A 24,862-nucleotide genomic window follows, 5' to 3' on the forward strand; every position below is an offset into this window, starting at 1 on the left:
GGTATTTCCTGGGCTTACAGACTTGCCAGCGCACTCATGGCTTGCTTGCTTTCACGTTTCCAACTGCCCGGGTGGTGGAATGGTAGACACTGGGGATTTAAAATCCCTTGGCCGAAAGGCCGTGCGGGTTCAAGTCCCGCTCCGGGCACTTCGTTGACGACGCGGGCCTCGACCCCGCATGCGGGTGGTCCGGTTTCCCGCTTTGGCGGGAACCAGTCTTGTCGCTTCGCTCGGAACAAGTCCCGCTCCGGGCAAGCACCATGACCTACGCTGAAGCGCATGCAGAACTCTTGAAAACGCCTGATGGTACCCGGGCGAGAACCAGCCGCTCTTTCCGGGAGGGTTGACGACGGAAGCGCCTAAGCTCGCCAACCAGCCGGTGCTCGATCCCATTTCCACTGCCAGAGCAAAGGATCCGCACTTTGTGGGCGAAGCGCATCCCGTCAGCTGTGTCGACTGCCACGATCCCGAAAGTATGGCCATTCGGGTCACACGACCCGCTTTTGTCAATGGGATCGCGGCGCTCGCGCGGAGCGACGATCCTGTGCCGCATCTGCCCAGTATCGAGCGCTGGCGGGACGGGCTACGTAAGATCGAGTACGACCCGAATACTATGGCGACCCGGCAGGAGATGCGTTCGTTTGCCTGCGCACAGTGCCACGTAGAATATTACTGTGCCTCGAAGGAAACATTATTTTTCCCCTGGGAGCGCGGTTTGAAGGTCGAGCAAATCGAGGCCACTTATAACAACCATGAGTTCCCGGATGGCTCTCCTTTCCTCGATTACCTGCATGGCGAAACTGGTGCGCCAACTTACAAGGCGCAACACCCCGAATTCGAGCTTTGGAGCCAAGGTATCCATGCCCGCAGTGGTGTGAGCTGCACGGACTGCCACATGCCTTACGAGCGAAAGGGCGCGGCCAAGGTCACGAGTCACTGGGTGCGTAGCCCGATGAAGAATATCAATAAGTCCTGCCAGACCTGCCATAACGTGCCGGAAGATGAACTGCGCGATCGTGTTGCCGCCATTCAGGGGCGAACCACCAAAATGATTGAGCGTTCGGCTGGAGCGGTCACGGATATGCTCGATGCGATTCTTGAGGCGCAGGCGGCAGGTGTGTCGGAAGAGGCACTTGCGCCGGCCTTGGAGTTGCAGAAGAAAGCGACCTGGCGTTTGGACTTTATCTCGAGTGAAAACTCGAAAGGGTTTCATGCTGACCAGGAAGCGGTGCGAATCCTTGCGGAGTCGATCGATTACAGTCGTCAGGCGCAAGCCATCGCCCTACGCTTGCGCGCCCCAAGTGCCCCAAAGCCGAAAGAGGCCACCGAGGCCGTCCAAGGGGTCAGCGAACTTTAACAATTGGTAAGTTCATGCGAAAATGGCTCCGGATCACCAGTTTCGGATTATTCCTCCACCTGTACCGTGATCTGCGTATTACTCCACTGCACGCCCGGCGTAGGGTTGGACCTTTGCTTTGGCGGTTCCTTGCTTGTTGAGGTGGCCTGTTGCCCGCTGCCAAAAAAGCTGGAGCGTGTGTTTTCACCGCCACCGGATGCCAAGCCAGGACCGCTTGTTTGCCAACTGGGTTTTTGCTGCAGTCGCGCCTCGGCTTCGCGCACCCAGCTCGGGCGATGGTCGACAGCGGTTTTGTTCTGACAGGCCGATAAAATGAGGATAAGCGTGAGCGCTCCGGGTAGAACAAGTACTTTGCCCGGCAACCGTCTGCCGGCCTGTCGCTCTGCGCTTGTTGCTGCAATTGCCATTTGCCTCCCTTTTGTATGAGCCCGCTTGCACCTTTCAATATTTTCCGATGTTGCCCCTGTATGATTTTCGGGGTGTGGCAGAAGCCAAAGACTTGCAGATCAATGAAGGTCGCCGGAGGCTTGCTTTATGTCCCGGAAGATCAGAAGCATGGTGTTCTATGTCTAATAAAAAGCGCGGAATTTGGACGGTTGTCTGCATTTATACATTGTTTCTTGCCGGTGCACTCGAGGGAGCCGGGGGCGGTGAACGGCCGGGTCTTATCATCCAATGGGATAACGATTTGCTAACTGGTACCGACGATGGCTATACCAACGGAGCACGGGTCGCTCACGTTCGCGAATTATCGCCGGACGGAGAGGGATTCAACCGGTTGCAGAAATTCCTGGAGAGTTTGACGGGTGTGGAGCGTGAAGGCGTCTTCGGAGATTGGCAATTTCCGGAACCCCGTATTGAACGCATCCATTATGGTGTCGGGCTGACGCAGCTCATGTTTACTCCCGGTGAACCGGAGTTTGTCAAGCCGCGCAGAGGGGAGCGACCCTACGCCGGTTGGTTGGGGCTGGAATTCTCCCTTCAGGCCAATGCGGGGCACTCTGCCAGCACGGCAACCCTTTCGGTCGGAACCACCGGGCGGCATAGCTATGCCGAGGAAAGTCAGGATTGGGTTCATCAGAATATTTCGGACAGTCTGAACTTTCAGGGATGGGCGACACAGGCCCCCTCTGAGCTTACGCTGAACCTGCACTTCGATCATAAACAGCGCATATCCTTTCTGGAGACGACTAACGACTGGCCGATACAAATTGCCGGATTTTACGAGTGGGGTGCGGCCCTGGGTAACTTTAGAACGGATACTTATCTCGGAGCGCTCGTCCGCGTCGGGCATAATCTGCCGGCCACATATACGACGCCCCGGGTTCAGCTGGGCAGTTTCACCAGTACCATCTTTTCGGAGGATTCACCTCAGGCAGGTGATTTTTCTTGTTACGGTTTTGCCTGTGCGCGCGGATATGCCGTCTTGCATGATATCTCACTGGATGGGCCTCTTTTTCGTGATTGGGAAGCGTCCGTGGATTCCGAGCCTTGGGTGGGTGAACTTGGTTTCGGTGTGGCCGCATCCTGGCGTTCGATGGAGATCAGTCTGGCCCACACCCTGCGCAGCCGGGAATTTGAGCACCAACTGAACCGGTCGCGCTTTGGTTCAGTCGTGCTACGGGTTGCAGCGCCTTTTTAGTTTGTCCGGAAGCTTAATTAACAGAGTTGCCAGCAAGCTTATTTATCCTAGTTTCATAGCTTATGCCTCTTAAGAAAGTAAACGTAACCATTCTGCTTAAAGAGAAAGGAACCACCGTATTTTGGATAAGTGACGATGCGACGGTAGATTCAGCTGTTGCTGAGATGAACCGGCATCGTGTTGGTGCGGTATTGGTAAAATCTGACGGTAAAGTCGTCGGCATTTTTACAGAACGTGATGTTTTGACCCGTATTATTGCCAGTGGGCGCGACCCCAAAACGACAACGATACGGGAAGTCATGACGGTGGACTATCAATCCATCACCAAAGAGACTTCGATCGAAGATGCGATGCAACTGATGACGGATAAGCGTGTCCGGCACTTGCCGGTTCTCGAGGGCCAGGAGGCCGTGGGTATGATTTCAATCGGTGATATTACACGCTGGCTTCTGAAGGTAAACGAAATGGAAGCGGAAAATCTTCGACGTTATATTTTTGACGAGTATCCAGGGTAGTGAGTTGGCTCGGTGGAATTACGCATATTCCGGGCGTAACAGACTGTAAATTCAGCCCGCTCGGCCGCTTAATTTGGTATTTTTATATTTTTCGGGTTGAATACTCCCGATCCTCGTCAACTTAGGTATGTATCAATGCCTAACGTTGTTGGAAATTTTATAAAAAGCTTGTTCGGTCGTAAAGACGCCGCCGCCATTGATTCTTTGGCGCCGTCGCCAACTGGTGGTTATACCGCGCCCGAGGTCTGGCTACATCCCGATTCAGAAGAACTGAAGAAGCAGACACTCCTCCAGGCCCGAAAAATCGAACAGCCGGTTTTCAGCATTGGCCGGAGAGTTTCGGATTCGGTGCACTATCCACACGACGATCCGCCGGATTTACTACTTGTGGAAAATCCGCCCTACACTTTATCCCGATCTCAGTGTGCCATTGAGGTGAGTCAGGACAAAGTGATCTTGCGGGATCTGGGCAGCCGTGCAGGAACCATGCTGGGTAAAAAAAGGCTGCGTAAAAGTGGTCGAAAGCCCAGTTCAGTGGTTGTTCCCAAGGGCTCACATTCCTTGATCCTGGGGCTGCGGGATGGTCCTTTCCGTTTTCGCCTGGAAGTTCGCTAGCGCGCAAGTTCCGGGTGGGGCAATCGGCTTGACTCGTGAATTGCCTTTGGTCGAAACTGCCGTTTCATTTTAACACTTAAAGGAAACCTTAAATTATGGCTGGAGTTGGCAAATTACTGAAACAGGCGCAGAAGATGCAAAAGCAAATGGAGGCGATCCAGGAGGAACTCGCCGAAACGATCCTGGAGGTTTCCAGCGGAGGCGGCGCCATCACTATCAAGATCAATGGCCAGGGCGACATGCAATCGATCAAGATCGATCCTGAATTTCTCAAGGAAGATGCTGAATTCGTTGAAGAAACTTTGTTGGCCGCCGTTCAGGAAGCCTCGGCCAAGGCCAAGGAAACCAGTGAAGAAGCCATGTCGGCCGTGTCCGGCGGGATGGGCGGCTTCCCCGGCCTGATGTAAATTCCGACGTGACGCCCGCCTACGAGAGCCTGCTTCAGCAGCTGAAACGCTTGCCCGGGCTGGGCTATCGCTCCGCCGAACGTATCGCGATGCATCTTCTGGTGGAGCAGCCGGAGGAGTTATCGGACCTGATTACGTCCCTTGAAGCGGCCAAATCCGCGGTGGGGCGCTGTGAGACCTGCGGCAATATCGCCGAAAGTGATCAATGCGCCATCTGCTCGGATGAGCGCCGGGACGTGACCAAAGTCTGTGTGGTCGAGCATGTGCCCGACCTGATTGCCATCGAGCGTTCGGGCGCGTGGAAGTGCGGGTACCACGTGCTCCATGGCAAGCTCTCACCCATCCACGGAGTCGGCCCGGAAAAGTTGAATTTCAAGAGCCTGGAGCAGCGCCTGGAGGCGGGGAACATTGCCGAGTTTGTGCTGGCGCTCTCCAACGATATTGAGGGCCAGGCGACTTGCCACTACATTCAGGAAGAGCTGGTCGGGGACCGGCCGATTGAAGTGACGCGTATCGGCTTTGGGCTCCCCAGTGGCGGCGGTGTGACGTTTGCCGACTCGGTCACCCTGCGGAGCGCACTGGAGTCCAGAAGGGCTTATCACTGATTCGTCCCCGTGGCCTGGCTTGCCAAAGCGGGGCTGTCCTGTGGCCCCGCTCGTAAAAACGAAAGAGCGCGTAAGACGAAACCAAACGGCAGAGGACTGCCGTATCTAAAGCGTGCATTTTAAAAGATCTAATAGGGTTGAAAATAAAGGCTCGCGCAGGACCGCTGCGCCACGGCGTAGCGGTCAGAGCGAAGACGGGCCCCCGGTCCGCACGAACATTCGTAACGCCTAGCAAGTTCTGTGCGCAGCGAGGACGCTGCTGCGCTACCTGCTTAAACCTTTTTGAAATTCATCCAAAACGTGCATCCATGTCGCCGAGCCAGTCTCTGGCTCCCCGTTTTCAAATCCTGGATTCGAAACAGAGCCTGTCCTTCAGGATGCGCGCGAATTTTGGAGGTCGCGGCGTTGCCCGGTCAGTCATGCGCCTCGGCGCACTCCTGACCGGCCGCCTTGAGCTGCTCCAAAATCGCGCAGCACAAAAAGGTCAGTCTTTTTTAGTAGTGGTATTACTTCACCGTCACTTCGATGTCGTAGCTTCCGTCCTCGTTTTTCTGTTCGACGTTCACGCGGAGCGGGGCGGATTCGTCATCAAAGCTGTCTCCGGCGTGAAAGGCGGCGTTGACCTTGTCCTCCCGCGGATGGACCGCCACGGCGTTTTGCCCGCTGGGTCGGGTGGCATCCACACTGTAAATCAGAACCCCGCCGGGCTTGGGCAGCTCCGACTCCTCCATTCGTAGCGGTTGGGCACATTCGACGACGAAGACTTTGCTCGGATTGTCCGGATCGTCAGCGGGGACAACGACCATTGAAATGCCGTCGTCTGCGTGCAGGGGAGTGAGTGTGATTTGATGCCTGCCCTCCTTTAAGTAGGTCTTACGCCCGGCCTCCAGCCAGCCGAACTTGTGACGGTGCCAGCCGATGAAGCCGTTGGCCCGTCCGGACGAAGACATGACATCCCAGGGTCCGAGGGGATTTCTCGGCGCGTCCGCGGGGACTTGGCTGGTGTAGGTATAGAGGTCGGGCAGCCCCATGCAGTGTGCGAATTCATGAGCCAGAACGTAGTAGCTCATGCTGCCCTGATTCAGGGCGACATTGATCTTTTCGCCGCGGTAGGGGATGGCCTTGTCGTCGCGTTCGCCGAAAGCGAAATTCCCCCGTCCGGGCATGCTGATCATGATATAGTCGTAGTCGAGCAGGTTGATTTCCGGATAGAGCGCGAAGGCGTCGACGAACATGTCACGGTGCCCCTCGGTCGTGGTGGGGTCGTACGCTTTATTCTCCTTCGGCATGCGCCGCCAGCCGTGGACCGGTTCGACCTCGACCGAGAATTTGCCGTAGGACTGCGCAGCGAACAGCTCTTGGAATTTTCCGTCGCCCAGCAGTTTTTTGCCCCGTTTCCGGGTGTCACCGTCTTCGGGGATATTGGGATAATCGACAAAGAGAAGCACCGCTTTCTTCGCCCCGGCGGTGGAATCGTAAATCAGGGGGTCGTTCGGTCCCTCGGTTTTGTAAACGTCGCCCTTGGTCTCGAGCGGGGGGATCGGATTCGTGCCCGCACCCGAAAACTGCAAGGTGGCGGCGATCAGTGCGGAGATGATGAGGAGTCTGAGCATGGGAAGGAGCAAAGCGACCTCGCCGGTATCGGCAACTATTAGTGTCGGATTTCCGGTTCATAAGCGGTGCATGGGAAAGGCGCAGCGTTGTATTGGGTGGTTGACTCAAGCTGAAAAAGTAAGCTACATCGGCTCAGCTTTGTTGAGACTTATCCAAGAAAAGAATGACTGAAAAAACCACTTCCTCAGAGACCTCGGGCGCACCGCTGGACCCTTCCGCGGTCAAGCAAATCAAACTGGCCAATGGCAGAAGCATGCCGGCCGCCGCTTACGGGACCTTCCACTCGGATTGGGCGCAGGACAAGATGTATGACGCCACCCTCGAAGCGATCCGGATCGGCTGGCGCCACATCGATACCGCCCGTGCCTACGAGAACGAAGATCTGGTCGGCGCTGCTTTCAAGGAAGCGATCAAGCGGGGCTACATCAGCTCGACCGACGAACTTTACGTGACAGGTAAGCTCTGGAACGGGCACATGAGCCCCAAGGATGTGGCCCCGGCGCTGGAAAACACGCTTAAGGACCTGGGCATTGACCAGATTGACTGTTACCTCAACCATTGGCCCTGGCCGAACGTGCACCCGCCGGGTTGCACGGGGGATCAAAAGAATCCGGACGCCGTGCCCTACATTCACGAAGACTTTATGGAAACCTGGGGCGAGCTGCTCAAGTTGAAGGAGGCCGGAAAAATCGTGGATCTCGGTATTTCCAACCACACCAAGGCGACCACCGAATTGCTGCTTCGTGACGTCTCGGAAAAGGATCGGCCGACGGTGAATCAAATGGAGATGCACCCCCTCTTTCAGCAGACCGAGCTCCGCCGCTACTTCGAGCTGAATGGGATCACCACCATGGGCTACATGGCGCTCGGCTCGCCGCATCGCCCGGGGCGCGATAAATTCAAGGAGCATCGCAGCGATATGGCAGATCCAGTAATCAACGAGATCGCCGATGAGCTCGGCATCTCCGCGGGTGATGTCTGTCTCGCCTGGGCCATTCAGCGTGAGAAACAGAGCGGCGGATTTGTCGCAATGTCGACCAACCCGAGCCGGATCCGGACGAATCTGAAGTGCGCTATCGAGGACTACCTGACTTCCGAGCACCTTGTGCGTATCAGCGGTGACGATACCGAGGACAATCCGGGTATCGATGCCAATAACCGTCTTATCTGGGGGCAGGTCTTCCTCTGGGAAGAGGCCGATAATGACTGGCGCGTGCTTTGGAACGACAGCCAGGTCTTTGAGACGCGCGAGAACTACCAGCGTTTCAAAGAATCCTGGGCCGAGCATCACAAGGTGCATCTCGAAACGACTTACCGCGGAGCATAAGCATGAAAGAAGTCGGATTTTTAAACGGACAGGTCGACGCAGCCCTGGCACGTCAGGGGCATATGGACTTGCTTATGGTCGTCGATGCCGGGTTCCCGGTGCCGGACCACGTCGAGCTGATCGATCTCGCCCTCAAGCCGGACACGCCGACGGTGCCCGAGGTTCTGGCGGAGCTGGCCAAAATCCATTCGGTGGAGAAGCTCGTGCTTGCCGAGGAGACCCGCCAGCACAATCCCACTTATTTTAAGAATGTCACCAGCGGTCCCTGGGAAGGTGCCGAGGTCGAGGTCATACCACACACCGAACTGAAAGTTCGCAGCCACGAAGTCAAAACCATCATCCGCACCGGCGATTTCACCGCATGGGCCAACATCATGCTGGTTTCCGGAGCCGGCGATCGCTGGAAGCTGGAAGTACCGCCGAAAGAATGATTGCCGCAAGTACCACACCGAGCGTCGCCTCGACGGCGACGGGCCTTCGCGAGCGAAGACGCCACGGCTGCTGCCCGTAACAATCTAACTAAGTCTTCCTCCCGCTTTTTCCTTAACCCCCAGTAAAAACCTATACCTCGTATTATGAGTATCTCACCCATCGATACCATCATCATTGCCGTTTATCTTGTCGGCATCATCTCACTCGGTGTCTTCGCCGGCTTTAAGAAGAACATTTCTTCGGAGGATCAATTCCTCGGCGGGCGTTCCCTCCGCTGGCCGGTGATCGGCGCGGGCTTGTTCTGTGCCAATATCTCCTCGATCCACCTCGTTGGTCTGGCTTCGTCTGGTTATCAGCACGGGATGGTCATCGGTAATTTCGAGTGGATGGCTTCCTTCTGTCTAATCCTGCTCGGCATGGTCTTCGCCCCGTTTTATTTCCGCAGCAAGATCACCACGCTGCCCGAATATGTCGAGAAGCGCTACAGCTCGGGCGCGCGGACTTTCCTGGCCGCGATCTTCATTATGTCGGCCCTGTTGGTGCATATCGGGATCAGCATGTATGCGGGGGCGAAGGTCCTGGAGGCCTTCTTCGGGATCAACTTTGTCATCTCCATTATCGGTATTTCTGTCGCGACTGCGATTTACACGATTCTGGGCGGTCTCAAGGGGGTGATGATTACCGACACGGTGCAGGCCGTCCTCTTATTGCTTGGGGCAGCACTTCTAACCTTCTTCGGGCTGCAGGCTCTCGGCGATGTCGGCATCACCAGTTGGGCGCAGCTCAAGGAGGCGGTCAAACCGGAACAACTCAGCATGATCCAGCCAATCGGCGATCCGGAAGCGGCTGGCCGGCTTGGCCTGCGCGAGTATTCCTGGTATTCCATTCTTTTCGGCTACCCGATTCTAGGTATCTGGTATTGGTGCACCGACCAGACGATCGTGCAGAAGATCCTTTCCGCTAAGACGGAAAAGGACGGGCGCGACGGTGCGATTTTTGCCGGCTTTCTTAAAATCCTGCCGGTCTTTGTTATGGTTTTGCCCGGCGTGATCGGCTACGTGCTTTTCAAGGAAAAGATCGGCGAGGACAATGATTCCACCCTCATGGTCATGATGACGGAGTTGCTGCCGGTCGGTGTGCGCGGCCTGATGGCGGCCGGCTTGTTGGCCGCCTTGATGAGCACGATTGCCGCCGCGCTTAATTCAGTCGCCACGCTGACCGCCGAGGATATTTTCAAGCGGCTGCGCCCAGAGGCAGCCGACCATGAATTGGTCAAGGTTGGCCGGATCACGGCAGCGGTTGTCATCGTGCTGGCGATGCTTTGGTCCAGCCAGGGCGCGAAGTTCGGCAGCATCTTCGAGGCGATTAATAAGATACCGATGGCTTTCGCCCCCGGTATTACCACGATTTTCTTGTTCGGCGTTTTCTGGAAACGGGGCAACCGTCAGGGCGCGATGGCAGCGCTGATGTTTAACGTGTTTATCGGGTTGATTTACCTCTGCATCGATATTCCCCTTGTTGGCACGACCCAGTGGATCAATAAGGAATTGGGCATCCCCTTCATGCAGGTCGGCTGGTATCTCTTCCTTCTCTCCAGTGTGATCTATGTGACGGTGAGTCTGCTGACACCTGCACCGGCAGCGGAAAAGACGGAGGGCCTCTGCTGGAGTCATCCGCTCGATGCCTTGCGTGGTAAACTTGAAGGCACGATCACCGATCCACGTGTCATGGCAGGTATTCTGCTGGTGATCATGATCATCCTTTATACCTTGCTGCACTGAGCCGGGAACAAATAAAAAATATCCGACCAAAGCTATTATTATGAATAATCAACTCACCCGTCGTCGTTTTCTCTCCTACGCCAGCGCCTCCGCACTTGGAGCCGCGTTTTTGCCGGCCGCTGCCTGCAAGGCGATGAGTCCGGTAGACAAGCGTTTCACCATGGGGCTCTCCCAATATTCCCTGCGCGAGCTGTTCAAGTCCGGCAGCCTCGACCCGCTGGACTACCCGCAGTTTTCCGTCGATAACTTTGGCATCAAGGCGATCGACTACTGGGAGGGTGGCCTGCCGGAGGAGAAGCTCAATGACATGGCTTACCTCGGTAAACTCCGCAGCCGTGCCGAAGCCGCCGGGTGCGATCCTTTTCTTCTGATGACTGGCGGAGTCAATGGCGCCGCCAAGAATCTGGACGGGAACAAAAAGGCGGTGCAGGCGATCAAGCGCACCCAGGCCCTCGGAGCGCGCTACCTGCGAATCTTCATGTGGACACCCGATAAAGGCGAGGAGGCCTCTGTCGCCCAGGGTGCTGTGGTGGCGATGAAACCACTGGCTGACGTCGCGGCAGCGCATGGCGTGACGCTTGTTGTCGAGCCGGGTGCCTCAAAGCGGAGCCAGAGGGGCGCGTTTCTGGCGAAAGTCTGTGGCAGCCTGAATCATCCGAATTTCCGCTTGATGCCCGATTTTGGTAAGCTACGCGGCGACATTTACGCCGGCACGAAGGCAATGTTACCTTACAGCTCGGTCATCTCCTGCAAGATGCACAGCTTCGACGCGGCGGGTAACCAGCCTGACTTTGATTACCCACGACTGATCAAGAGCATCGTGGCTTCCGACTACAAAGGCATCCTCGCCATCGAGTGGGAGGGCAAAGAGCTTGAACCCATCCCCGGCGTTCTGGCCTCGAAGAAGCTGATCGAGCGGTCGCTGGCTGCGGCTGGGGCCTGATCCGAATTCATGGATTTTCAACAAAAAGGGCGCCCCGGAAGAGGCGCCCTTTTTTGTTTAGGGGCTCCGCTCGGCGGATGCCCGCATCGCCGTTTAGGCGATGTTCTCTGTGGCTGCGCTATCACCGAGTCAGGCCCGAGACATCACCGGGGCCAGCTGCGGCTCCTGGTCGGAGGCGAGCGGAGCCCCTGCGTAGGAACCAGCAACACCGACACGGCGGAACGAATCCCAAAAGAAGGGACACCCGTGAAGGTGCCCCTTTTTTGTAAAAACTTTCGCCCGGCGCTTACCAGAAGATGATGTAGAGCGCGATCGTCAGGATAACCACCGCGATACCGGCCATCTTGGCAAAGCGGGATTCGGTCAGGTCGATCACGTCGTTGATCGGCATCTTTACCGGTTCGGCCATGGGCTTGAGAATCGTCAGGGTCAGACCTGTCGCCAGCACCGTGCCGACCGTGATGGCCATCCGGTTGAGGAATGCGATGTCCGAGGCGAAGAGCAGCAGGCCACCGTAAACGACGACGCTGGTGACGATGCCGACCACGCCGAAATAGCGGGGCGTCTTGGGCGAGAAAAAGCCGAAGATGAAGACCGCCAGAATGCCCGGGGAGATAAAGCCCTGGAATTCCTGAATGTAAGCGAAGATACTTCGGAAGGCATTGAGCTGAGGGGCAAACGAAGCGGCCAGTAGAACGAAGACAATCACCAGGGTACGGCCGACCTTCACCAGTTTGGCCTGGTTCTGTTCCTTCGTGAATTTTGCATACAAATCCATCGTCGCCAGTGTCGAAGCCGAGTTCAGCATGGAGGCCAGCGAGCTGATGACGGCACCGCAGAGTGCGGCCAGGACGAACCAGGAGATCCAAGGCATCGGCTTGATCAGGTTACGCACCAAGACGGGGAAAGCCGCGTCGTAGTCGTAGCCTTTTAGAGTGCCGGCCACCGCAACTTCAGGATTCTTGGTCTGGGCCTCGCTCACGACGGCGTTGATTTTTTCGGACACTTCCAACGCACTCATATCGGCCGGCAGTGTGACGGGAGACATGCCTGCCGCGGCGAGGTTACGCTGATAAATGCCAACTGCTTCCTCGCGGTTTACGGAGACATAATCCTCTTCCACTTTAAACAATGCGTCGGCCGATGCTTCGGCTACGACCGACTCATTAATGCTGGCCGCATTGGAGCGAAGGTCGTTGGAGAAGAGATTGAACGCCAGGATACCCGGAATGACCACGACAAAGGGGATGCAGATCTTGAGGAAGGCGGCGAAGACGATACCCCTTTGGCCCTCCGCCAGCGACTTTGCGCCCAGTGTTCGTTGCACGATAAACTGGTTCAAGCCCCAGTAGAAAAAGTTGGGGATCCAGATGCCGATCAGTAGCGCGGTCCAAGGCATATCGGGGTCGTCCGCCGGGCGCACCATGTGGAGCTTGCCGCCGGCGCCGTTCGCACCGACCACGGCTTCCGCTTCGCCTTCGACGCCGTCGTTCAGTAGCATAAACCTTTCGACCGGACCAGCTGCCTCAAGGTCCTGAACTGTCGCCTGCGAGTTGGCTACTTTAGTCAGGATCAATTCGTCGGCAGGCTTTTCACCGAGGTAATTGAATGCCAGGAACATGACGATCGCACCACCCAAAACGAGTGATCCGCCCCAGACCAGGTCCGTCCAGGCACAAGCTTTCAAGCCGCCGATGAAAACGTAGACCGCAGCCAGCAGGGCGATCGCCCAGCACATGGCGGTCAAATTACCGATTACCGGAACGTCGGCATAGTACTCGGAAACGAATTTGGCACCGGAGAAAATAACGGTCGAAGTATTGACAAAGACCAGTGTGAGAATCGCAGGGATCGACATCGCCAGTCGCGCGACTGAATCGAAGCGGTATTCAAGAAATTCAGGAATCGTGTAGATGCCCGCCTTGAGGAATTTGGGCAGGAACCAGAAGGCCACGATCACGAGGGTGATTGCCGCACACCATTCCCAGGAGGCGATGGCCAGGCCCTGCCGGTCCGCCGCGCCACCGGACATGCCGACGAATTGCTCGGTCGAGATATTCGCGGCAATCAGCGAAAAGCCAATCAACCACCATGTGAGTCCGCGTCCGGCGAGGAAGTAATCGGAAGCGCCATGCTCACTCTTCAGTTCTTCGTCGCGGCTTTTCCAGATGCCGAGACCAATGACGCCGACAACGGCGATGATAAATAGGGCTACTTCAAGTATGTTCATGTTGTTAGGATAATAAGATTTGCCTGCCCCTAGGCCGCTGTCCGGGGGTGAGGCGCTTAGGGTGTATTATAGAAAACGCTTTTTTGATACAGCACTGCTCCCGAATGTAAAGCAATGGCTTAGCCGATTTTTCGACTATGTCTCATAGTAGATCAGGCTGTCCCCGGGATTAGCTTCTATTGAATCGAACGGACTGCCCGAAACATTTTGACTTGCATCGAGAGAACCCAACAGACGAGATCATTTCAGAATCCGCATCCATCCATACTCCGCGAATTTAGAAAGATAAGAGAACCATGGCTAACGAACTCGAAGGAAAAACCGCCGCCGTCACCGGGTCGGCATCTGGAATTGGGCTTGCCAGCGCTGAAGCAATGCTGGCCGCCGGCGCAACCGTGGTCTTTGTCGACCGCGATGAAAAAGCCCTCGAAGAAATCTGCGGACGCCACGAGAAGGCTATCCCGCTCGTCTTCGACCTGCTTAATGCAGAGGAATGCAAAACGCTCCTGCCCAAGCTATTGGAGCTTGTCGGCCACCTCGATATTTTTCACGCCAACGCGGGCAGTTACATCGGCGGCGATCTGGTCGACGCCGACACCGATGCCATCGACCGGATGATGAACCTGAATTGCAACGTGGTGATGAAAAACGTCCACGACGTGCTGCCCCACATGATCGAGCGCAAGACGGGCGATATTATCGTGACCAGCTCGCTCGCCGCGCACTATCCGACTCCCTGGGAGCCGATCTATGCCTCCTCCAAATGGGCGATTGATTGCTTTATTCAGACCACCCGACGTCAGGTCTTCAAGCACGGTATCCGCGTCGGCGGTATCTCGCCCGGTCCCGTCATCACCGGATTGCTCAAGGACTGGTCACCGGAGAAACTTCAGGAGGCCAAGGATGCCGGCAGCCTCGTTGAAGCCGAGGAAATCGCCAACGTGATCATTTTCATGCTGACCCGCCCGCGCCACATGACGATCCGCGACGTCGTGATGATGCCGACGAATTTTGATCTGTAAGGCTGCGCTTGCGAAATCCTCTTCTTGAGGTTGAGCAGTGCGTTTCGCACTGCGGATCTGGGCAATGCCGAACGCACGCCTTCAGCTTTTCAGAAGTCTCCTTTAGATGGTTTTGGAAAGACACTAGGCCGGTTCACGTGCCGTATCCTCGGAGGTGCCGGTGCCATCGTCCTCGGGCGGATAGGCGCGGCGGTAACGTCTGGAAAAGTAGTGCGGCGAAAGGCCGACTTGGTGGGCGACTTCCGCCATGGTTTCGTAGTGCCCGCCTGCCAGGAACTCACGGCCTTTTTCCAACCGCCGAGTCAGGATCAGGGCGGACGGGGTCATCCCGTAGTGCTCGCGCACCCTTCATCTCGGTGCGGGCAACGCCTCCGGATCGGTTGTCGGTGATATCGTCAATCATGGTACCGTGGCTTTCAACCGCTCCGACGACTATACTTTTCCGGGAGTGATCAGTGGTTCGGGGGCGCTCATACACGACGGTTCGGTTCTACGTTTCAATGCCCCGCAAAGCTACGAAGGTCCGACCCGGATTAACAGTGGCGTGTTGGTGCTGCCCTTTGAGATCGAGCAGGGCCTCTCCAGTCAGACGAAGGTCGACATCGCTTCGGGAGCCATCTTGGATATTTCCAACAGCCCCTTGACCATCGCGGGCCTAAGTGGAGCGGGTTCCGTTTACAGCTTCAGAAACAGCAACCCCAGTGCGGGGCATCTCACGATCGATACCGCGGCCGAGCAGTTGCAGGTATTCGACGGTGTTCTTGGATCCACTTTTCCTGACTTTGCCGTTACGAAAACGGGCGAGGGGACCCTCACGCTTACTGGAGCGAATACCTACACCGGCGCGACGACAGTGAATCAGGGGCGGCTCGAATTCACCAATGGTTTGGTGGCGGCGGGGGCCGGTATCCTGGTCGCGCAAAACGGCATACTCGCCGGCGGGCAAACGATCGCCCGCAACCTGAGCAACGATGCGGAGGTCATCGCAATGGGCGAAACGCCTCTCACCCTGACGGGCGAGTTGTCGGGGACCGGTCAATTCACCGGCGATTTTGTTTTCGCCGGGACGACGCGCCCCGGGAACAGTCCCGGCTTGATGACCGTTGACGGCGATCTGGCACTCGGTGCCGGACACATTTTTGAAGTAGAGATCGGAGGCTATGAGCGCGGGACCAGCTACGATGCCGTCGACGTCAGCGGAGCGCTGGACCTGGACGGCACCCTGCGTGTTGTTCTGGTCGACGGGTTCGTCCCTGCCAAAGGCGACCGATTTCGCATTTTTACCGCGTCCTCGTACACGGGAGAGATCGCGGCATTGGATGTCGCCGGTGCGATTCTGCCGGGGCATCTTCGCTGGGACGTTTCCGAGTTGGGTACGTCTGGGGTCCTGAAGGTGCGGGGGCGGACCTTCGAGGAATGGGCGTCCGATTTTTCCGTGTCAGCCACACCTGGCGCTGATCCATTGCAGGAGGGCGTCCCTCTCTTGATAAAATACGCCCTCGGTCTCGACCCAAACGTCCGCGCCGCCCCGGCTGATCTGCCCGACTTTGCCCAGTGGTCGGAAGGTGGCTCGGATTATTTGGCCGTTCGCGTGGCACTGGATCCCCTGACGGAAGGCCTCTCCGTGACCGCTGAAATTTCCGAAGACCTTGAAAGCTGGAGTGAGAACGATGTGCTGCGAATCGAGGATACGGATAGCCTGAAGCACTTCCGAAACGTCGATCCCGTGGGCGAATACGAACGGCGGTTCATTCGTCTCCAGATTAGCCTGGAAAGTGCGCCGTAAGTTTCGGGCACTTCCCGAGGGTAATTTTCGGGATCTGCTCATGTCATCTTCAGTCTTGCATCGGTTTTAAAGCCCCATCCACTGAATGTGTGTCTGGCATGAAGCCAGCCGTTCCCCTCGTGTTCGGCGTTGGCACACAAGAAACTGATGGCTGAAAAAGATAATAAGCCCCCTGCCAATGCCGTCGTCTGCCGCACCGGGGCTGACTGCGACGACCTGGATCTGAAGCTCTCGAAATCCTGGCTGCGGATTGCGGTGGCCGGGGTCTTTGCCGGGCAGGGGATGGTTTTTTCGCTGGCGCTGAACATGACGCCTCCGAACTACGGCTCAACCGCTTACTGGCTGCTCCACGGTCTGTTGATCTTCTCGTCTCTGGTGGTGATGGGCTTTCTGGGTGGGCCGCTCTTTGCCTCAACTTGGGGGATGCTGCGTTCGCGGCGGCTGTCGATCGAGGGTTTGTTCACGCTTAGCCTGGTCGGTGCCTTTATCGGATCGCTGGCCGGTTCGCTGACGGGGAAGGGGAGTGTTTACTACGAAATTGTTTCCATCGTTATCGCGATTTACACTTTCGGGCGCATGTTGAGCCTGCGCTCCCAGGCCAAGCTCAGGGCGGAGAGCAGTCAGCTGCGGGAGCGTTTTGATCGGGCGGTTCTTCTGGACACGGAAAGCGGACCGCGCGAATTGCCGGTTGCCGAGGTGAAGAAAGGGCAGGTCGTGCGGGTGAATCCGGGAGAGCCTTTTACGCTGGATGGCAGGGTGCGTTCGGGCGTGGGCTTCGTGCGGGAAACGTCGTTGACCGGTGAACCGCTGCCGGTGGTGCGTCGGGTGGGGGATCCTGTGAGGGCCGGCACTTTTTCGGAAGACGGCAGTTTTGAAGTGGAGGTTCGGGCCGTCGCGGGGGAGCGGGAACTGGATCGTATTCTCGATACGGTGGAATCTTTCTTCGGCAGGCCTTCAGAGTTGCAACAGCAGGCCAACCGACTGGTGCAATACTTCCTGCCGATCGTCGTAACGGTTTCGTTGCTCACGGCGGTGTTTTGGAGCTTTGCCGGGACTTGGATGGATGCGGTCTTTAACAGCATGGCGGTGTTGCTGGTGGCGTGCCCCTGTGCCTTGGGCTTGGCCACGCCGGTCGCGATTTGGAACGGTTTGTATCGGATGGCACGGATGGGTTTGGTGAGTCGGGACGGGGCGCTGATTGACGGCTTGGCGCATGCCCGAAGCATCTATTTCGATAAGACCGGCACCTTGAGCGAGTCCGATATGCAGATTGGCGAAGTGCTGCTAGTGTCTGAGTGGGAGTCACGGCGCGCTGAATTACTGGCTGCGGTGGTGGCTGTCGAATCGCGGGTGAATCACCCGGTGGCCCGCGCGCTTGCCCGTCTGCTGCCGGAGGACGGGAAAACCACACCAACGATTAAAGAATTGAGATTGATTCCGGGGGCCGGGGTTGAGGCGGAGGTCGAACTTGCGGGGTCGAAGGCGCTCATTCGTATCGGCGAGGCGGGAGATCGGGCGGAGGCGCATGATAAGCTGGATCGCAAGCTACTTATGCAGGGTGGCAAACGGATCTACGTTACAGTCGATGGCCTTGCTGTAGCGGTTCTGGTATTGGCCGAGCAGGCGAGGAAAGGCCTGCCGTCCATGTGGTCGCAATTGGAGGCTCTGGGTATTCAATCAGTCGTCCTGACCGGTGATCCGGATCCGCATCTTGAGATACCTGACTCCGTGCCGGTGCGGGCCGGACTGACCTCTGCAGATAAAGCCGAAATCATTCGTCGGGCGGTTGATTCCGGTGAAATGCCTTGTTTGGTTGGGGACGGGATCAACGATGCAGCCGCTATGTCGATTGCGTCGAGCTCGATTTCCATGGGCAGCGGTACAGGACTTACGCAGTCGGCGGCAATGGGGCAACTTCAAGACGATCGCCTGGAGTGCCTGCCCGATGCAATACGGCTTGCGAGAGGAATCCACACCCGGCTGCGGGGAAATCTGATTTACGCGGCGGCATATAATATTCTGGGGATGAGTCTGGCTGTGGTGGGCTGGTTGCATCCGGTTGCGGCGGCCCTTATCATGCTGGTTTCCAGTGCCTTTGTTACCCTCCGGGCATTGCGGGCATAAGTTTTGTTTAAGAATTTATGCTAATAATCCCAATAACATTTAAACTTATGGGTAAAAAACGGTTGCCATGACAAAATCCCACCATTTTGTTTGCCCGCTTAACTAACCGATGGACGACAAAACACCTACTACTCGCAAGGCCTTTTTCCAGAAGGCCGGTCTGGCGCTTGCCGGCGCGTTTGCGCTGACGACTGCCTCAAGATCCGCTTCGCAACCTGCGAAGGGAAAGGCGGCAAATGAGTTGACGTCTGGCCCGCTCCATCGGATCCGACCGGCTCAGGGGACGGTTCAACGCAAAATCTAGCGTCTGCTTCGCAGTCCTTCGCACCGTATTTAGAGGTAGTTATGGCAAACGTATTTCCAAAGTGGGTCAACACGCTCCCGATTAAAATTATCATTGCGATCATTCTCATCAAGACGGCCGTCGTTTTGGGAGTGACCTACTATTTCACACCGAAATATACCCGTGCGGGCTACGCGCCGACGCAGCCGGTCGCATTTAGTCACGCCTTGCACGCCGGTCAGCTTGAGATCGACTGTCGCTACTGTCACACCTTCGTGGATCGCTCCGAGCACTCCAACGTGCCGGGCTCCAATGTCTGTATGAGTTGCCACAGCATGGTACAAAAAGACAGCCCGCAACTCGCTGCCGTTCGTGACAGTTATGAATCGGGAGAGCCGGTGCCCTGGGTGCGCATCCACAAGACGCCCGACTACGTTTACTTTAACCACTCCGTCCACGTAAATCGGGGCATCAGCTGTGTCGAGTGTCACGGCGAGATCCAGAAGATGGAAGTCGTGCACCACGCGAAGCCACTTTCGATGGGCTTCTGTTTGGAGTGTCACCGCAACCCGGAACAATACATCCGTCCGGTCGAAGAGGTTTACAATCTCGACTGGGAACGCCCAACCGATCCGGAATCTCTGGCCGAGCTGCACAGCTTCGTGCATGACTGGAAGGTCAATCCGCCGCAGAGCTGCTCCGGCTGCCACCGTTAAACCGACTTTTTGTTAAGATGAACGAATCCGAACTATCTGGACCACGTTACTGGAAGAGCCTCGATGATCTCGCGGAGACCCCGGCCTTCCGCGACTGGGTCGAGCGCGAATTTCCTGCCGGAGCCTCCGAGATGGAAGGCGTCAACCGTCGTCATTTCATGAAGATCATGGCGGCCTCATTTGGTCTTGCCGGCCTCGGCATGGCAGGCTGCCGCCGCCCGGAGCAAACTATTTTGCCCTACGCGAAGCAGCCGGAGAATGTCATTCCCGGCGTGCCGGTCTATTTCAGCTCCTCCATGCCTGGAGCCCATGGTAACATGCCGGTCATCGTCGAGACGCATCAGGGACGCCCGACCAAGATCGAGGGCAACCCGAGCTACAAGCCCTACGGCGGCGCGACGGATAATTACACCCAGGCCAGCATTCTCGACCTTTACGATCCCGACCGCGCCACCAAAAGCCGCGCGTCCGGTGCTACACTTTCCGATGCCGCCGTGCGCGACCGATTGACTGCGCTGAGTGAGGCTCACAGCTCGGACGGGGGCAAGGGGCTCGTTTTTCTCGCTGAGCCGAGCACGTCTCCCAGCCGTGCCCGTTTGGTCAAGGCGATCCAGGCAAAATTCCCCGAGGCGACCTGGACGGAATACGCCCCGCTTGCGGCCGCACCGACCGAGTCGGTTACTGCAAAGCAAGGCAACAAGTCGCTCCGAAGCTTGCCCAAATTTGAAGAGGCCAAGCGCGTTCTTTCCATCGATGCCGACTTCCTGGGGAAGGATGGTAACATTGCCGACTCGAAGGGCTTCAGCAAAAACCGCAAGGTTAAGGAGTCGAAAGACGCGTCCAAGATGAGCCGCCTCTATTCGGTGGAGAGTGGTATGAGCACGACCGGAGCGATGGCGGACCATCGCCTGCGTCTCTCCACCACCCAAATGGGGGCGTTCACAGCCAAGCTTGCGCTTGCGCTGGGAGTCAATCTGCCAGCCGCAGCCAAGCAAGCGGCGGACTCCCTGAAGCTCGACGCGGCATGGGTTGCCGAGTGTGCAGCCGACCTGAAGGAATATAATGGCAAGGCACTTTTGGTCGCCGGACCGCACCTTCCCGAATCCGTGCATGCGCTGGTTCTGGCCATCAACGACGCGCTTAACGCCCCGGTGAATTACGTCGAAGTGCCCACGGCGGCAGCGGGAATCGAAGCCGCGGCCGCCCGCTTGAAGCAGGGTGCCAAGACATTGTTCATCATCGGAGGCAATCCCGTTTACGACGCACCCGCTGATCTTGATTTCAAAGCGCTCATGGCCAAAGCCGATGAGAGCATTCACCTCAGCTACAGCTACAATGAGACGTCCGCCGAAGCGGATGTGCAGATTGCCCGCTCGCACTACCTGGAAAGCTGGGGCGACGGCCGTACCTACGACGGCACGCTGGTTCCGGTCCAGCCGATGATCGAGCCGCTCTTCCCGACTTTCAACGAACTGGAAGTGCTGGCCCGCCTCGCCGGAGCTGAAGTGACGGACCCTTACTCCATCGTAACCAAGACCTTTGCGGCCGAAGGAGGCAAAGACTTCAACAAGTTCCTCAGCGACGGCCTGCTGAAGGATTCGGCTTACCAGAAGCAAGCACTCTCGCTCAGCGCCGGCGATCTCGCTTCCGCTCTGATCGCAGAAGAACTGACCGCACCTGAGCTCAGCGCCGACGCGATTGAAGTTCGCTACGAGCCCAGCTCCCACGCCTACGACGGGCGCTATGCCAACAACGGCTGGCTCATGGAAGTGCCGGACAGTATGACGAAGCTGACTTGGGATAATGCCATCCTCATTAGCCCGCGTCTGGCGAAAGAACTTCAGGAAGCTCAAGGCATCCCCATTTTTCCCGGGGCCGTTCCCATGAACAAGCAGGGCGGTTTCTTTGAAGCCTCGAAGGGCACTTTACAGAAGAACAAGGCTCAGTTTAATCGAGGCAAGGAAGAGGCGGTTGTCGCTGAAATCACGCTCGATGGCCGCAAGGTCAAGGCCCCTGTCCACGTGGTGCCGGGTCTCGCGAACTACACGGTTATTCTACCGCTGGGCATGGGGCGCACGCAAGTGGGCCGTGTCGGTACCGGTGTCGGTTTTGATGCCTACCAGCTTCGCACTTCCTCCGGTATGGGCAGTGCCATTGGTGCGGCACTCAAGCTGACCAGGGAAACGTACCGCCTCGCCAACACCCAGGAGCACTGGTCGATGGAGGGCCGTGCCATCGTTCGCGAAGGTACCGCCAAGTATTACAAGGAGCATCCGAATTTCGCCAACGAGATGGGGGTCGAGTCGCACGCGCCGGCCAACTATGGTAAGGATGATAGCAAGAGCCTGCAGAAAAAAGCCACGCATCAATACCGTGGTGGCTCCGCCTACAAACACCCTGAATTTCAAGGCCCTCCGCCCAACGTAAACATTTGGAAGGGCGAAGAAGCTCAGAAGAAGTTCCCCAAGACCCAGCAATGGGGAATGGCGATCGATTTGAACAGCTGCACCGGCTGTACGGCCTGCGTCGTGGCCTGTCAGTCGGAAAACAATATTCCCATCGTGGGCAAGGATCAGGTCCTTCGCGGTCGCGAGATGCACTGGATGCGCCTCGACCGCTACTTCTCCGCCGAGGACTACAAGGCCGATGAAGTGCCGGAAGACGTGCAAGTCTCTTTCATGGGCATGCTCTGTCAGCATTGTGAAAACGCACCCTGCGAGAGTGTCTGCCCGGTCAATGCCACCGTGCACGACCGCCAAGGTCTCAACACCATGGCCTACAACCGTTGTGTGGGCACCCGTTACTGCGCCAATAACTGCCCGTATAAGGTGCGCCGCTTCAACTTCTTTGATTGGAATAAACGCGCGCCCGGCGAGCACTACAAAGGCCCCTTCGGTGAGGTCGACGAACCGGAGCTGGAAAAGATGCGTGCCAATCCGAACGTCACCGTGCGTATGCGCGGGGTAATGGAGAAGTGCACCTTCTGCACCCAGCGGATCGAGGCGGCCAAGATCGACCAGAAGTCGAAGGCCAGCGCTTCCGGAGACATCCACGTGCCGGACGGCAAGATCAAGACCGCCTGTCAGCAAGTCTGCCCGACGGATGCGATTACCTTCGGCGATATCGCTGACCCGGATTCGGAAGTTTCCAGGATTAAGGCCAGCGACCGGAACTACTCCGTGCTCGGCTACCTCAACGCCCGGCCGCGCACGACTTATCTGGCCCGCCTGCGTAATCCGAACCCGAAAATGCCGGATGCCTACAAGAAGCCTTACGCCTATGCCGCTTACAAGAAGCGCTATGGCAGTGCCTCTCAAGGATCGAAAGACAAAGGTCACGATGCGAAGGCACACGACGACAAACATCACGAGGAAGCACATCCCGCCCACTAATTTAAGAACCCGCGCGAACTGAAAGAAATGGCTACGACATCACAGGAGATGGATCCGGCACAGGCCGCCTTGCTTGAAAAGGTGGAACCGGCGGAGCTCTACGAGCAGCCTCTCGTTACCAACAACCGTGACTTTAACTGGGTCACCAACAAGATTTGCGGCATCGTCGAAGCCGGCACCCCCACATGGTGGTGGGTCTGCATGGCGGTGGCACTGGCAACCGCATCCTTCACTGGTATGGGCCTGCTCTGGCTCGTCAGCACAGGTGTCGGTGTCTGGGGCCTGGCCAATCCGATCAACTGGGGTTGGGCGATTGTTAACTTCGTTTTCTGGATCGGTATCGGTCACGCCGGAACTCTGATTTCCGCGGTGCTCTGTTTGCTGAAGCAGGGTTGGCGGACTTCGATTAACCGGGCGGCCGAAGCCATGACGATTTTCGCGGTGGTCTGTGCGGGTATCTTCCCGCTCTTCCACGTCGGCCGGGTTTGGTTTGCCTGGTGGCTCTTCCCGCTGCCCAACGCCAATGCTATTTGGCCGCAGTTCCGCTCGCCGCTGGAGTGGGACGTGTTTGCGGTTTCGACTTACGGTACCGTTTCCGTGCTCTTCTGGTATATGGGCATGATTCCCGACCTCGGCACGCTCCGCGACCGCGCGGTGCAACGCCTCAAGGCCGGCGCCTACGAAGGCGCGACCGAGTTCAAGAAGAAGTTTGCCGAAGGTTTCGATGTCTTCCGCAAGTATTTCTACGGCATTTTTGCCATGGGCTGGCGCAACGCCGGGAACCACTGGCGCAACTACGAGATGGCCTACCTCGTTCTGGCCGGCCTCTCCACGCCGCTCGTCCTTTCGGTGCATACCATCGTTTCGTTCGACTTCGCGGTTTCTCAGTTGCCCGGTTGGCATACGACCATCTTTCCGCCTTACTTCGTGGCGGGCGCGATTTTCTCCGGTTTCGGTATGGTGCTGACGCTCATGCTCCCGCTGAGGGCAATCTTCGGCTTGCACGACCTCATCACCCAGCGGCACATCGACAACATGTGTAAGATCTGCCTGGGTACCGGTTCGATCGTGGGCTACGCTTACATCATGGAGTTCTTCATCGCCTGGTATGGCGCCAACCCCTATGAGAGCTTTGCTTTTATCAATCGTGCCTTCGGCCAATACTGGTGGGCCTACATCATGATGTTCAGCTGCAACGTGTTCACTCCGCAGCTCTTCTGGTTCAAGAAGGTTCGCCAGAACTGGGCGCTGGTTTGGGTCATGTCGATCCTGATCAACGTCGGTATGTGGTTCGAGCGTTTCGTGATTACCGTGACTTCGCTGGCCAATGACTTTCTTCCCAGCTCCTGGGGTTATTACTCACCGACGATTGTCGATATCTTTACCTTCTTCGGAACTTTCGGCCTCTTCAGTGTGCTCTTCCTGCTCTTCGTCCGCTTTGCCCCGATGATGCCCATCGGCGAGGTGAAGTTTGTCATGCCGCAGGGCGATCCGCACGGCCACCACGAGGATGAGAAAGGAGGGCACCACTAATGGCAACGCACAGCATCATCGCTAGTTTCAAGGACACGCCCAGCTTCTTCCATGCCGCGGAGAAGGTGAGAGACGCCGGTTACAAGAAATGGGACACCTATTCCTCCTTCCCCGTGCACGGGATGCCTGAAGCACAGGGGCAGCCGCGCTCCAAAGTGCCGGTATTCACCTTTCTGGGCGGTGTGACCGGTTTCACGCTGGGCACCTTTATCGTCTGGTATATGGGCGCTTACGATTACCCGCTCATTGTTGGGGGTAAGCCGTTCTTCAGCCCGATCTTCCCATTTCCGATTATGTATGAACTGACCATCCTGTTGGCGGCCTTCGGCACGCTCGGTGGCATGTTTATCACCAATTTACTCCCGCAGCATCACAACCCACTTTTTGAAAGTGATACCTTCCTCGAAGTCGCGGGGGACCGTCTTGTCATTGCCATCGAATCGCGCGATCCGAAGTTCGATTCGGCTGCCACCCGGCAGTTCCTTGAGGAAATTGGCGGAACCGATATCGAGGAGGTCTCTGCATAGAGAGAAGTGTC

At 57.1% G+C, this 24,862-nt stretch carries 20 protein-coding genes, 1 tRNA gene and 1 pseudogene; 18 read left to right on the plus strand and 4 right to left on the minus strand.

The window, feature by feature from the left end:
- The first annotated feature begins 65 nt into the window (after positions 1 to 65).
- Positions 66 to 148 (plus strand) — tRNA-Leu (locus tag DDZ13_RS03315).
- A gap of 252 nt (positions 149 to 400) precedes the next feature.
- Positions 401 to 1,357, plus strand: a pseudogene (locus DDZ13_RS03320) (ammonia-forming cytochrome c nitrite reductase subunit c552); the annotation flags it as partial.
- Positions 1,358 to 1,404: 47 nt separating this feature from the next.
- On the opposite strand, the gene DDZ13_RS03325 reads toward DDZ13_RS03320, so the two are convergent.
- Positions 1,405 to 1,764, minus strand: a complete 360-nt coding sequence (locus DDZ13_RS03325) for a hypothetical protein (protein WP_146209218.1) — start codon at positions 1,762 to 1,764, stop codon at positions 1,405 to 1,407.
- Positions 1,765 to 1,922: 158 nt separating this feature from the next.
- Between DDZ13_RS03325 and DDZ13_RS03330 the strand changes: the two genes are divergently transcribed.
- The 5 genes from DDZ13_RS03330 (at position 1,923) to recR (ending at position 5,141) form a co-directional block, all read left to right on the plus strand.
- Complete coding sequence (locus DDZ13_RS03330) at positions 1,923 to 2,999, plus strand: lipid A deacylase LpxR family protein (protein WP_158279764.1); 1,077 nt, start codon at positions 1,923 to 1,925, stop codon at positions 2,997 to 2,999.
- Between the two features lie 62 nt (positions 3,000 to 3,061).
- Positions 3,062 to 3,514 carry a CBS domain-containing protein gene (locus tag DDZ13_RS03335; RefSeq protein ID WP_110130011.1) on the plus strand — a complete coding sequence of 151 codons (453 nt, stop codon included), beginning with the start codon at positions 3,062 to 3,064 and terminating at the stop codon, positions 3,512 to 3,514.
- Positions 3,515 to 3,610: 96 nt separating this feature from the next.
- Entirely contained in the window at positions 3,611 to 4,129 is a 519-nt protein-coding gene (locus tag DDZ13_RS03340) for an FHA domain-containing protein (protein ID WP_146209219.1), read from the plus strand.
- Between the two features lie 95 nt (positions 4,130 to 4,224).
- Entirely contained in the window at positions 4,225 to 4,536 is a 312-nt protein-coding gene (locus DDZ13_RS03345; RefSeq protein ID WP_110130013.1) for a YbaB/EbfC family nucleoid-associated protein, read from the plus strand.
- A gap of 8 nt (positions 4,537 to 4,544) precedes the next feature.
- Complete coding sequence (recR, locus tag DDZ13_RS03350) at positions 4,545 to 5,141, plus strand: recombination mediator RecR (RefSeq protein ID WP_110130014.1); 597 nt, start codon at positions 4,545 to 4,547, stop codon at positions 5,139 to 5,141.
- Between the two features lie 506 nt (positions 5,142 to 5,647).
- Here recR and DDZ13_RS03355 read toward each other — a convergent pair.
- Positions 5,648 to 6,754, minus strand: coding sequence for a metallopeptidase domain-containing protein (locus DDZ13_RS03355; protein WP_110130015.1), 1,107 nt, complete (start codon positions 6,752 to 6,754; stop codon positions 5,648 to 5,650).
- 164 nt (positions 6,755 to 6,918) lie between these two features.
- Between DDZ13_RS03355 and DDZ13_RS03360 the strand changes: the two genes are divergently transcribed.
- The 4 genes from DDZ13_RS03360 to DDZ13_RS03375 all read left to right on the plus strand — a co-directional run bounded on the left by DDZ13_RS03360 (position 6,919) and on the right by DDZ13_RS03375 (position 11,238).
- Positions 6,919 to 8,082, plus strand: coding sequence for an aldo/keto reductase family protein (locus DDZ13_RS03360; RefSeq protein WP_110130016.1), 1,164 nt, complete (start codon positions 6,919 to 6,921; stop codon positions 8,080 to 8,082).
- A gap of 2 nt (positions 8,083 to 8,084) precedes the next feature.
- Positions 8,085 to 8,513 carry a D-ribose pyranase gene (gene rbsD, locus DDZ13_RS03365; protein ID WP_110130017.1) on the plus strand — a complete coding sequence of 143 codons (429 nt, stop codon included), beginning with the start codon at positions 8,085 to 8,087 and terminating at the stop codon, positions 8,511 to 8,513.
- 144 nt (positions 8,514 to 8,657) lie between these two features.
- On the plus strand, positions 8,658 to 10,295 hold the full coding sequence (locus DDZ13_RS03370; protein WP_110130018.1) for a sodium:solute symporter: 1,638 nt from the start codon (positions 8,658 to 8,660) through the stop codon (positions 10,293 to 10,295).
- 40 nt (positions 10,296 to 10,335) lie between these two features.
- A complete protein-coding gene (locus DDZ13_RS03375) occupies positions 10,336 to 11,238 on the plus strand; it encodes a sugar phosphate isomerase/epimerase family protein (protein ID WP_110130019.1) in 903 nt (300 codons plus the stop codon).
- Positions 11,239 to 11,524: 286 nt separating this feature from the next.
- Here the strand turns inward: DDZ13_RS03375 and DDZ13_RS15585 are convergent, their stop codons facing one another.
- Positions 11,525 to 13,468: a sodium:solute symporter family transporter gene (locus DDZ13_RS15585; protein WP_199221038.1), complete on the minus strand. Its 1,944-nt coding sequence runs from the start codon at positions 13,466 to 13,468 to the stop codon at positions 11,525 to 11,527.
- Positions 13,469 to 13,764: 296 nt separating this feature from the next.
- On the opposite strand from DDZ13_RS15585, the gene DDZ13_RS03390 reads away from it, so the two are divergent.
- Positions 13,765 to 14,490, plus strand: a complete 726-nt coding sequence (locus DDZ13_RS03390; RefSeq protein WP_110130020.1) for an SDR family oxidoreductase — start codon at positions 13,765 to 13,767, stop codon at positions 14,488 to 14,490.
- Between the two features lie 123 nt (positions 14,491 to 14,613).
- On the opposite strand, the gene DDZ13_RS03395 is transcribed toward DDZ13_RS03390, so the two are convergent.
- A complete protein-coding gene (locus DDZ13_RS03395) occupies positions 14,614 to 14,835 on the minus strand; it encodes an AraC family transcriptional regulator (protein ID WP_146209220.1) in 222 nt (73 codons plus the stop codon).
- 64 nt (positions 14,836 to 14,899) lie between these two features.
- On the opposite strand from DDZ13_RS03395, the gene DDZ13_RS03400 reads away from it, so the two are divergent.
- The 6 genes from DDZ13_RS03400 (at position 14,900) to DDZ13_RS03430 (ending at position 24,851) form a co-directional block, all read left to right on the plus strand.
- Positions 14,900 to 16,276, plus strand: coding sequence for an autotransporter-associated beta strand repeat-containing protein (locus tag DDZ13_RS03400; protein WP_158279765.1), 1,377 nt, complete (start codon positions 14,900 to 14,902; stop codon positions 16,274 to 16,276).
- Between the two features lie 147 nt (positions 16,277 to 16,423).
- Positions 16,424 to 18,400 carry a heavy metal translocating P-type ATPase gene (locus DDZ13_RS03405; protein WP_146209221.1) on the plus strand — a complete coding sequence of 659 codons (1,977 nt, stop codon included), beginning with the start codon at positions 16,424 to 16,426 and terminating at the stop codon, positions 18,398 to 18,400.
- Between the two features lie 345 nt (positions 18,401 to 18,745).
- Complete coding sequence (locus tag DDZ13_RS03415; protein ID WP_110130025.1) at positions 18,746 to 19,399, plus strand: cytochrome c3 family protein; 654 nt, start codon at positions 18,746 to 18,748, stop codon at positions 19,397 to 19,399.
- Between the two features lie 17 nt (positions 19,400 to 19,416).
- A complete protein-coding gene (locus DDZ13_RS03420) occupies positions 19,417 to 22,791 on the plus strand; it encodes a TAT-variant-translocated molybdopterin oxidoreductase (RefSeq protein WP_110130026.1) in 3,375 nt (1,124 codons plus the stop codon).
- A gap of 27 nt (positions 22,792 to 22,818) precedes the next feature.
- On the plus strand, positions 22,819 to 24,324 hold the full coding sequence (nrfD, locus tag DDZ13_RS03425; protein WP_110130027.1) for an NrfD/PsrC family molybdoenzyme membrane anchor subunit: 1,506 nt from the start codon (positions 22,819 to 22,821) through the stop codon (positions 24,322 to 24,324).
- Positions 24,324 to 24,851, plus strand: coding sequence for a DUF3341 domain-containing protein (locus tag DDZ13_RS03430; protein WP_110130028.1), 528 nt, complete (start codon positions 24,324 to 24,326; stop codon positions 24,849 to 24,851). Before nrfD ends, DDZ13_RS03430 begins: the two co-directional genes overlap by 1 nt.
- Positions 24,852 to 24,862 lie beyond the last annotated feature (11 nt).

It is taken from the genome of Coraliomargarita sinensis (assembly GCF_003185655.1).
Lineage (GTDB): Bacteria > Verrucomicrobiota > Verrucomicrobiia > Opitutales > Coraliomargaritaceae > Coraliomargarita_B > Coraliomargarita_B sinensis.

Coding starts and splice junctions, on each gene's coding strand:
- DDZ13_RS03390 (WP_110130020.1), top strand. CDS start 13,765: ATGGCTAACGAACTCGAAGGAAAAACCGCCGCCGTCACCGGGTCGGCA.
- DDZ13_RS03430 (WP_110130028.1), top strand. CDS start 24,324: ATGGCAACGCACAGCATCATCGCTAGTTTCAAGGACACGCCCAGCTTC.
- DDZ13_RS03370 (WP_110130018.1), top strand. CDS start 8,658: ATGAGTATCTCACCCATCGATACCATCATCATTGCCGTTTATCTTGTC.
- nrfD (WP_110130027.1), top strand. CDS start 22,819: ATGGCTACGACATCACAGGAGATGGATCCGGCACAGGCCGCCTTGCTT.
- DDZ13_RS03335 (WP_110130011.1), top strand. CDS start 3,062: ATGCCTCTTAAGAAAGTAAACGTAACCATTCTGCTTAAAGAGAAAGGA.
- DDZ13_RS15585 (WP_199221038.1), bottom strand. CDS start 13,468: ATGAACATACTTGAAGTAGCCCTATTTATCATCGCCGTTGTCGGCGTC.
- DDZ13_RS03420 (WP_110130026.1), top strand. CDS start 19,417: ATGAACGAATCCGAACTATCTGGACCACGTTACTGGAAGAGCCTCGAT.
- DDZ13_RS03330 (WP_158279764.1), top strand. CDS start 1,923: ATGTCTAATAAAAAGCGCGGAATTTGGACGGTTGTCTGCATTTATACA.
- DDZ13_RS03325 (WP_146209218.1), bottom strand. CDS start 1,764: ATGGCAATTGCAGCAACAAGCGCAGAGCGACAGGCCGGCAGACGGTTG.
- DDZ13_RS03355 (WP_110130015.1), bottom strand. CDS start 6,754: ATGCTCAGACTCCTCATCATCTCCGCACTGATCGCCGCCACCTTGCAG.
- DDZ13_RS03375 (WP_110130019.1), top strand. CDS start 10,336: ATGAATAATCAACTCACCCGTCGTCGTTTTCTCTCCTACGCCAGCGCC.
- DDZ13_RS03405 (WP_146209221.1), top strand. CDS start 16,424: ATGGCTGAAAAAGATAATAAGCCCCCTGCCAATGCCGTCGTCTGCCGC.
- rbsD (WP_110130017.1), top strand. CDS start 8,085: ATGAAAGAAGTCGGATTTTTAAACGGACAGGTCGACGCAGCCCTGGCA.
- DDZ13_RS03360 (WP_110130016.1), top strand. CDS start 6,919: ATGACTGAAAAAACCACTTCCTCAGAGACCTCGGGCGCACCGCTGGAC.
- DDZ13_RS03345 (WP_110130013.1), top strand. CDS start 4,225: ATGGCTGGAGTTGGCAAATTACTGAAACAGGCGCAGAAGATGCAAAAG.
- DDZ13_RS03415 (WP_110130025.1), top strand. CDS start 18,746: ATGGCAAACGTATTTCCAAAGTGGGTCAACACGCTCCCGATTAAAATT.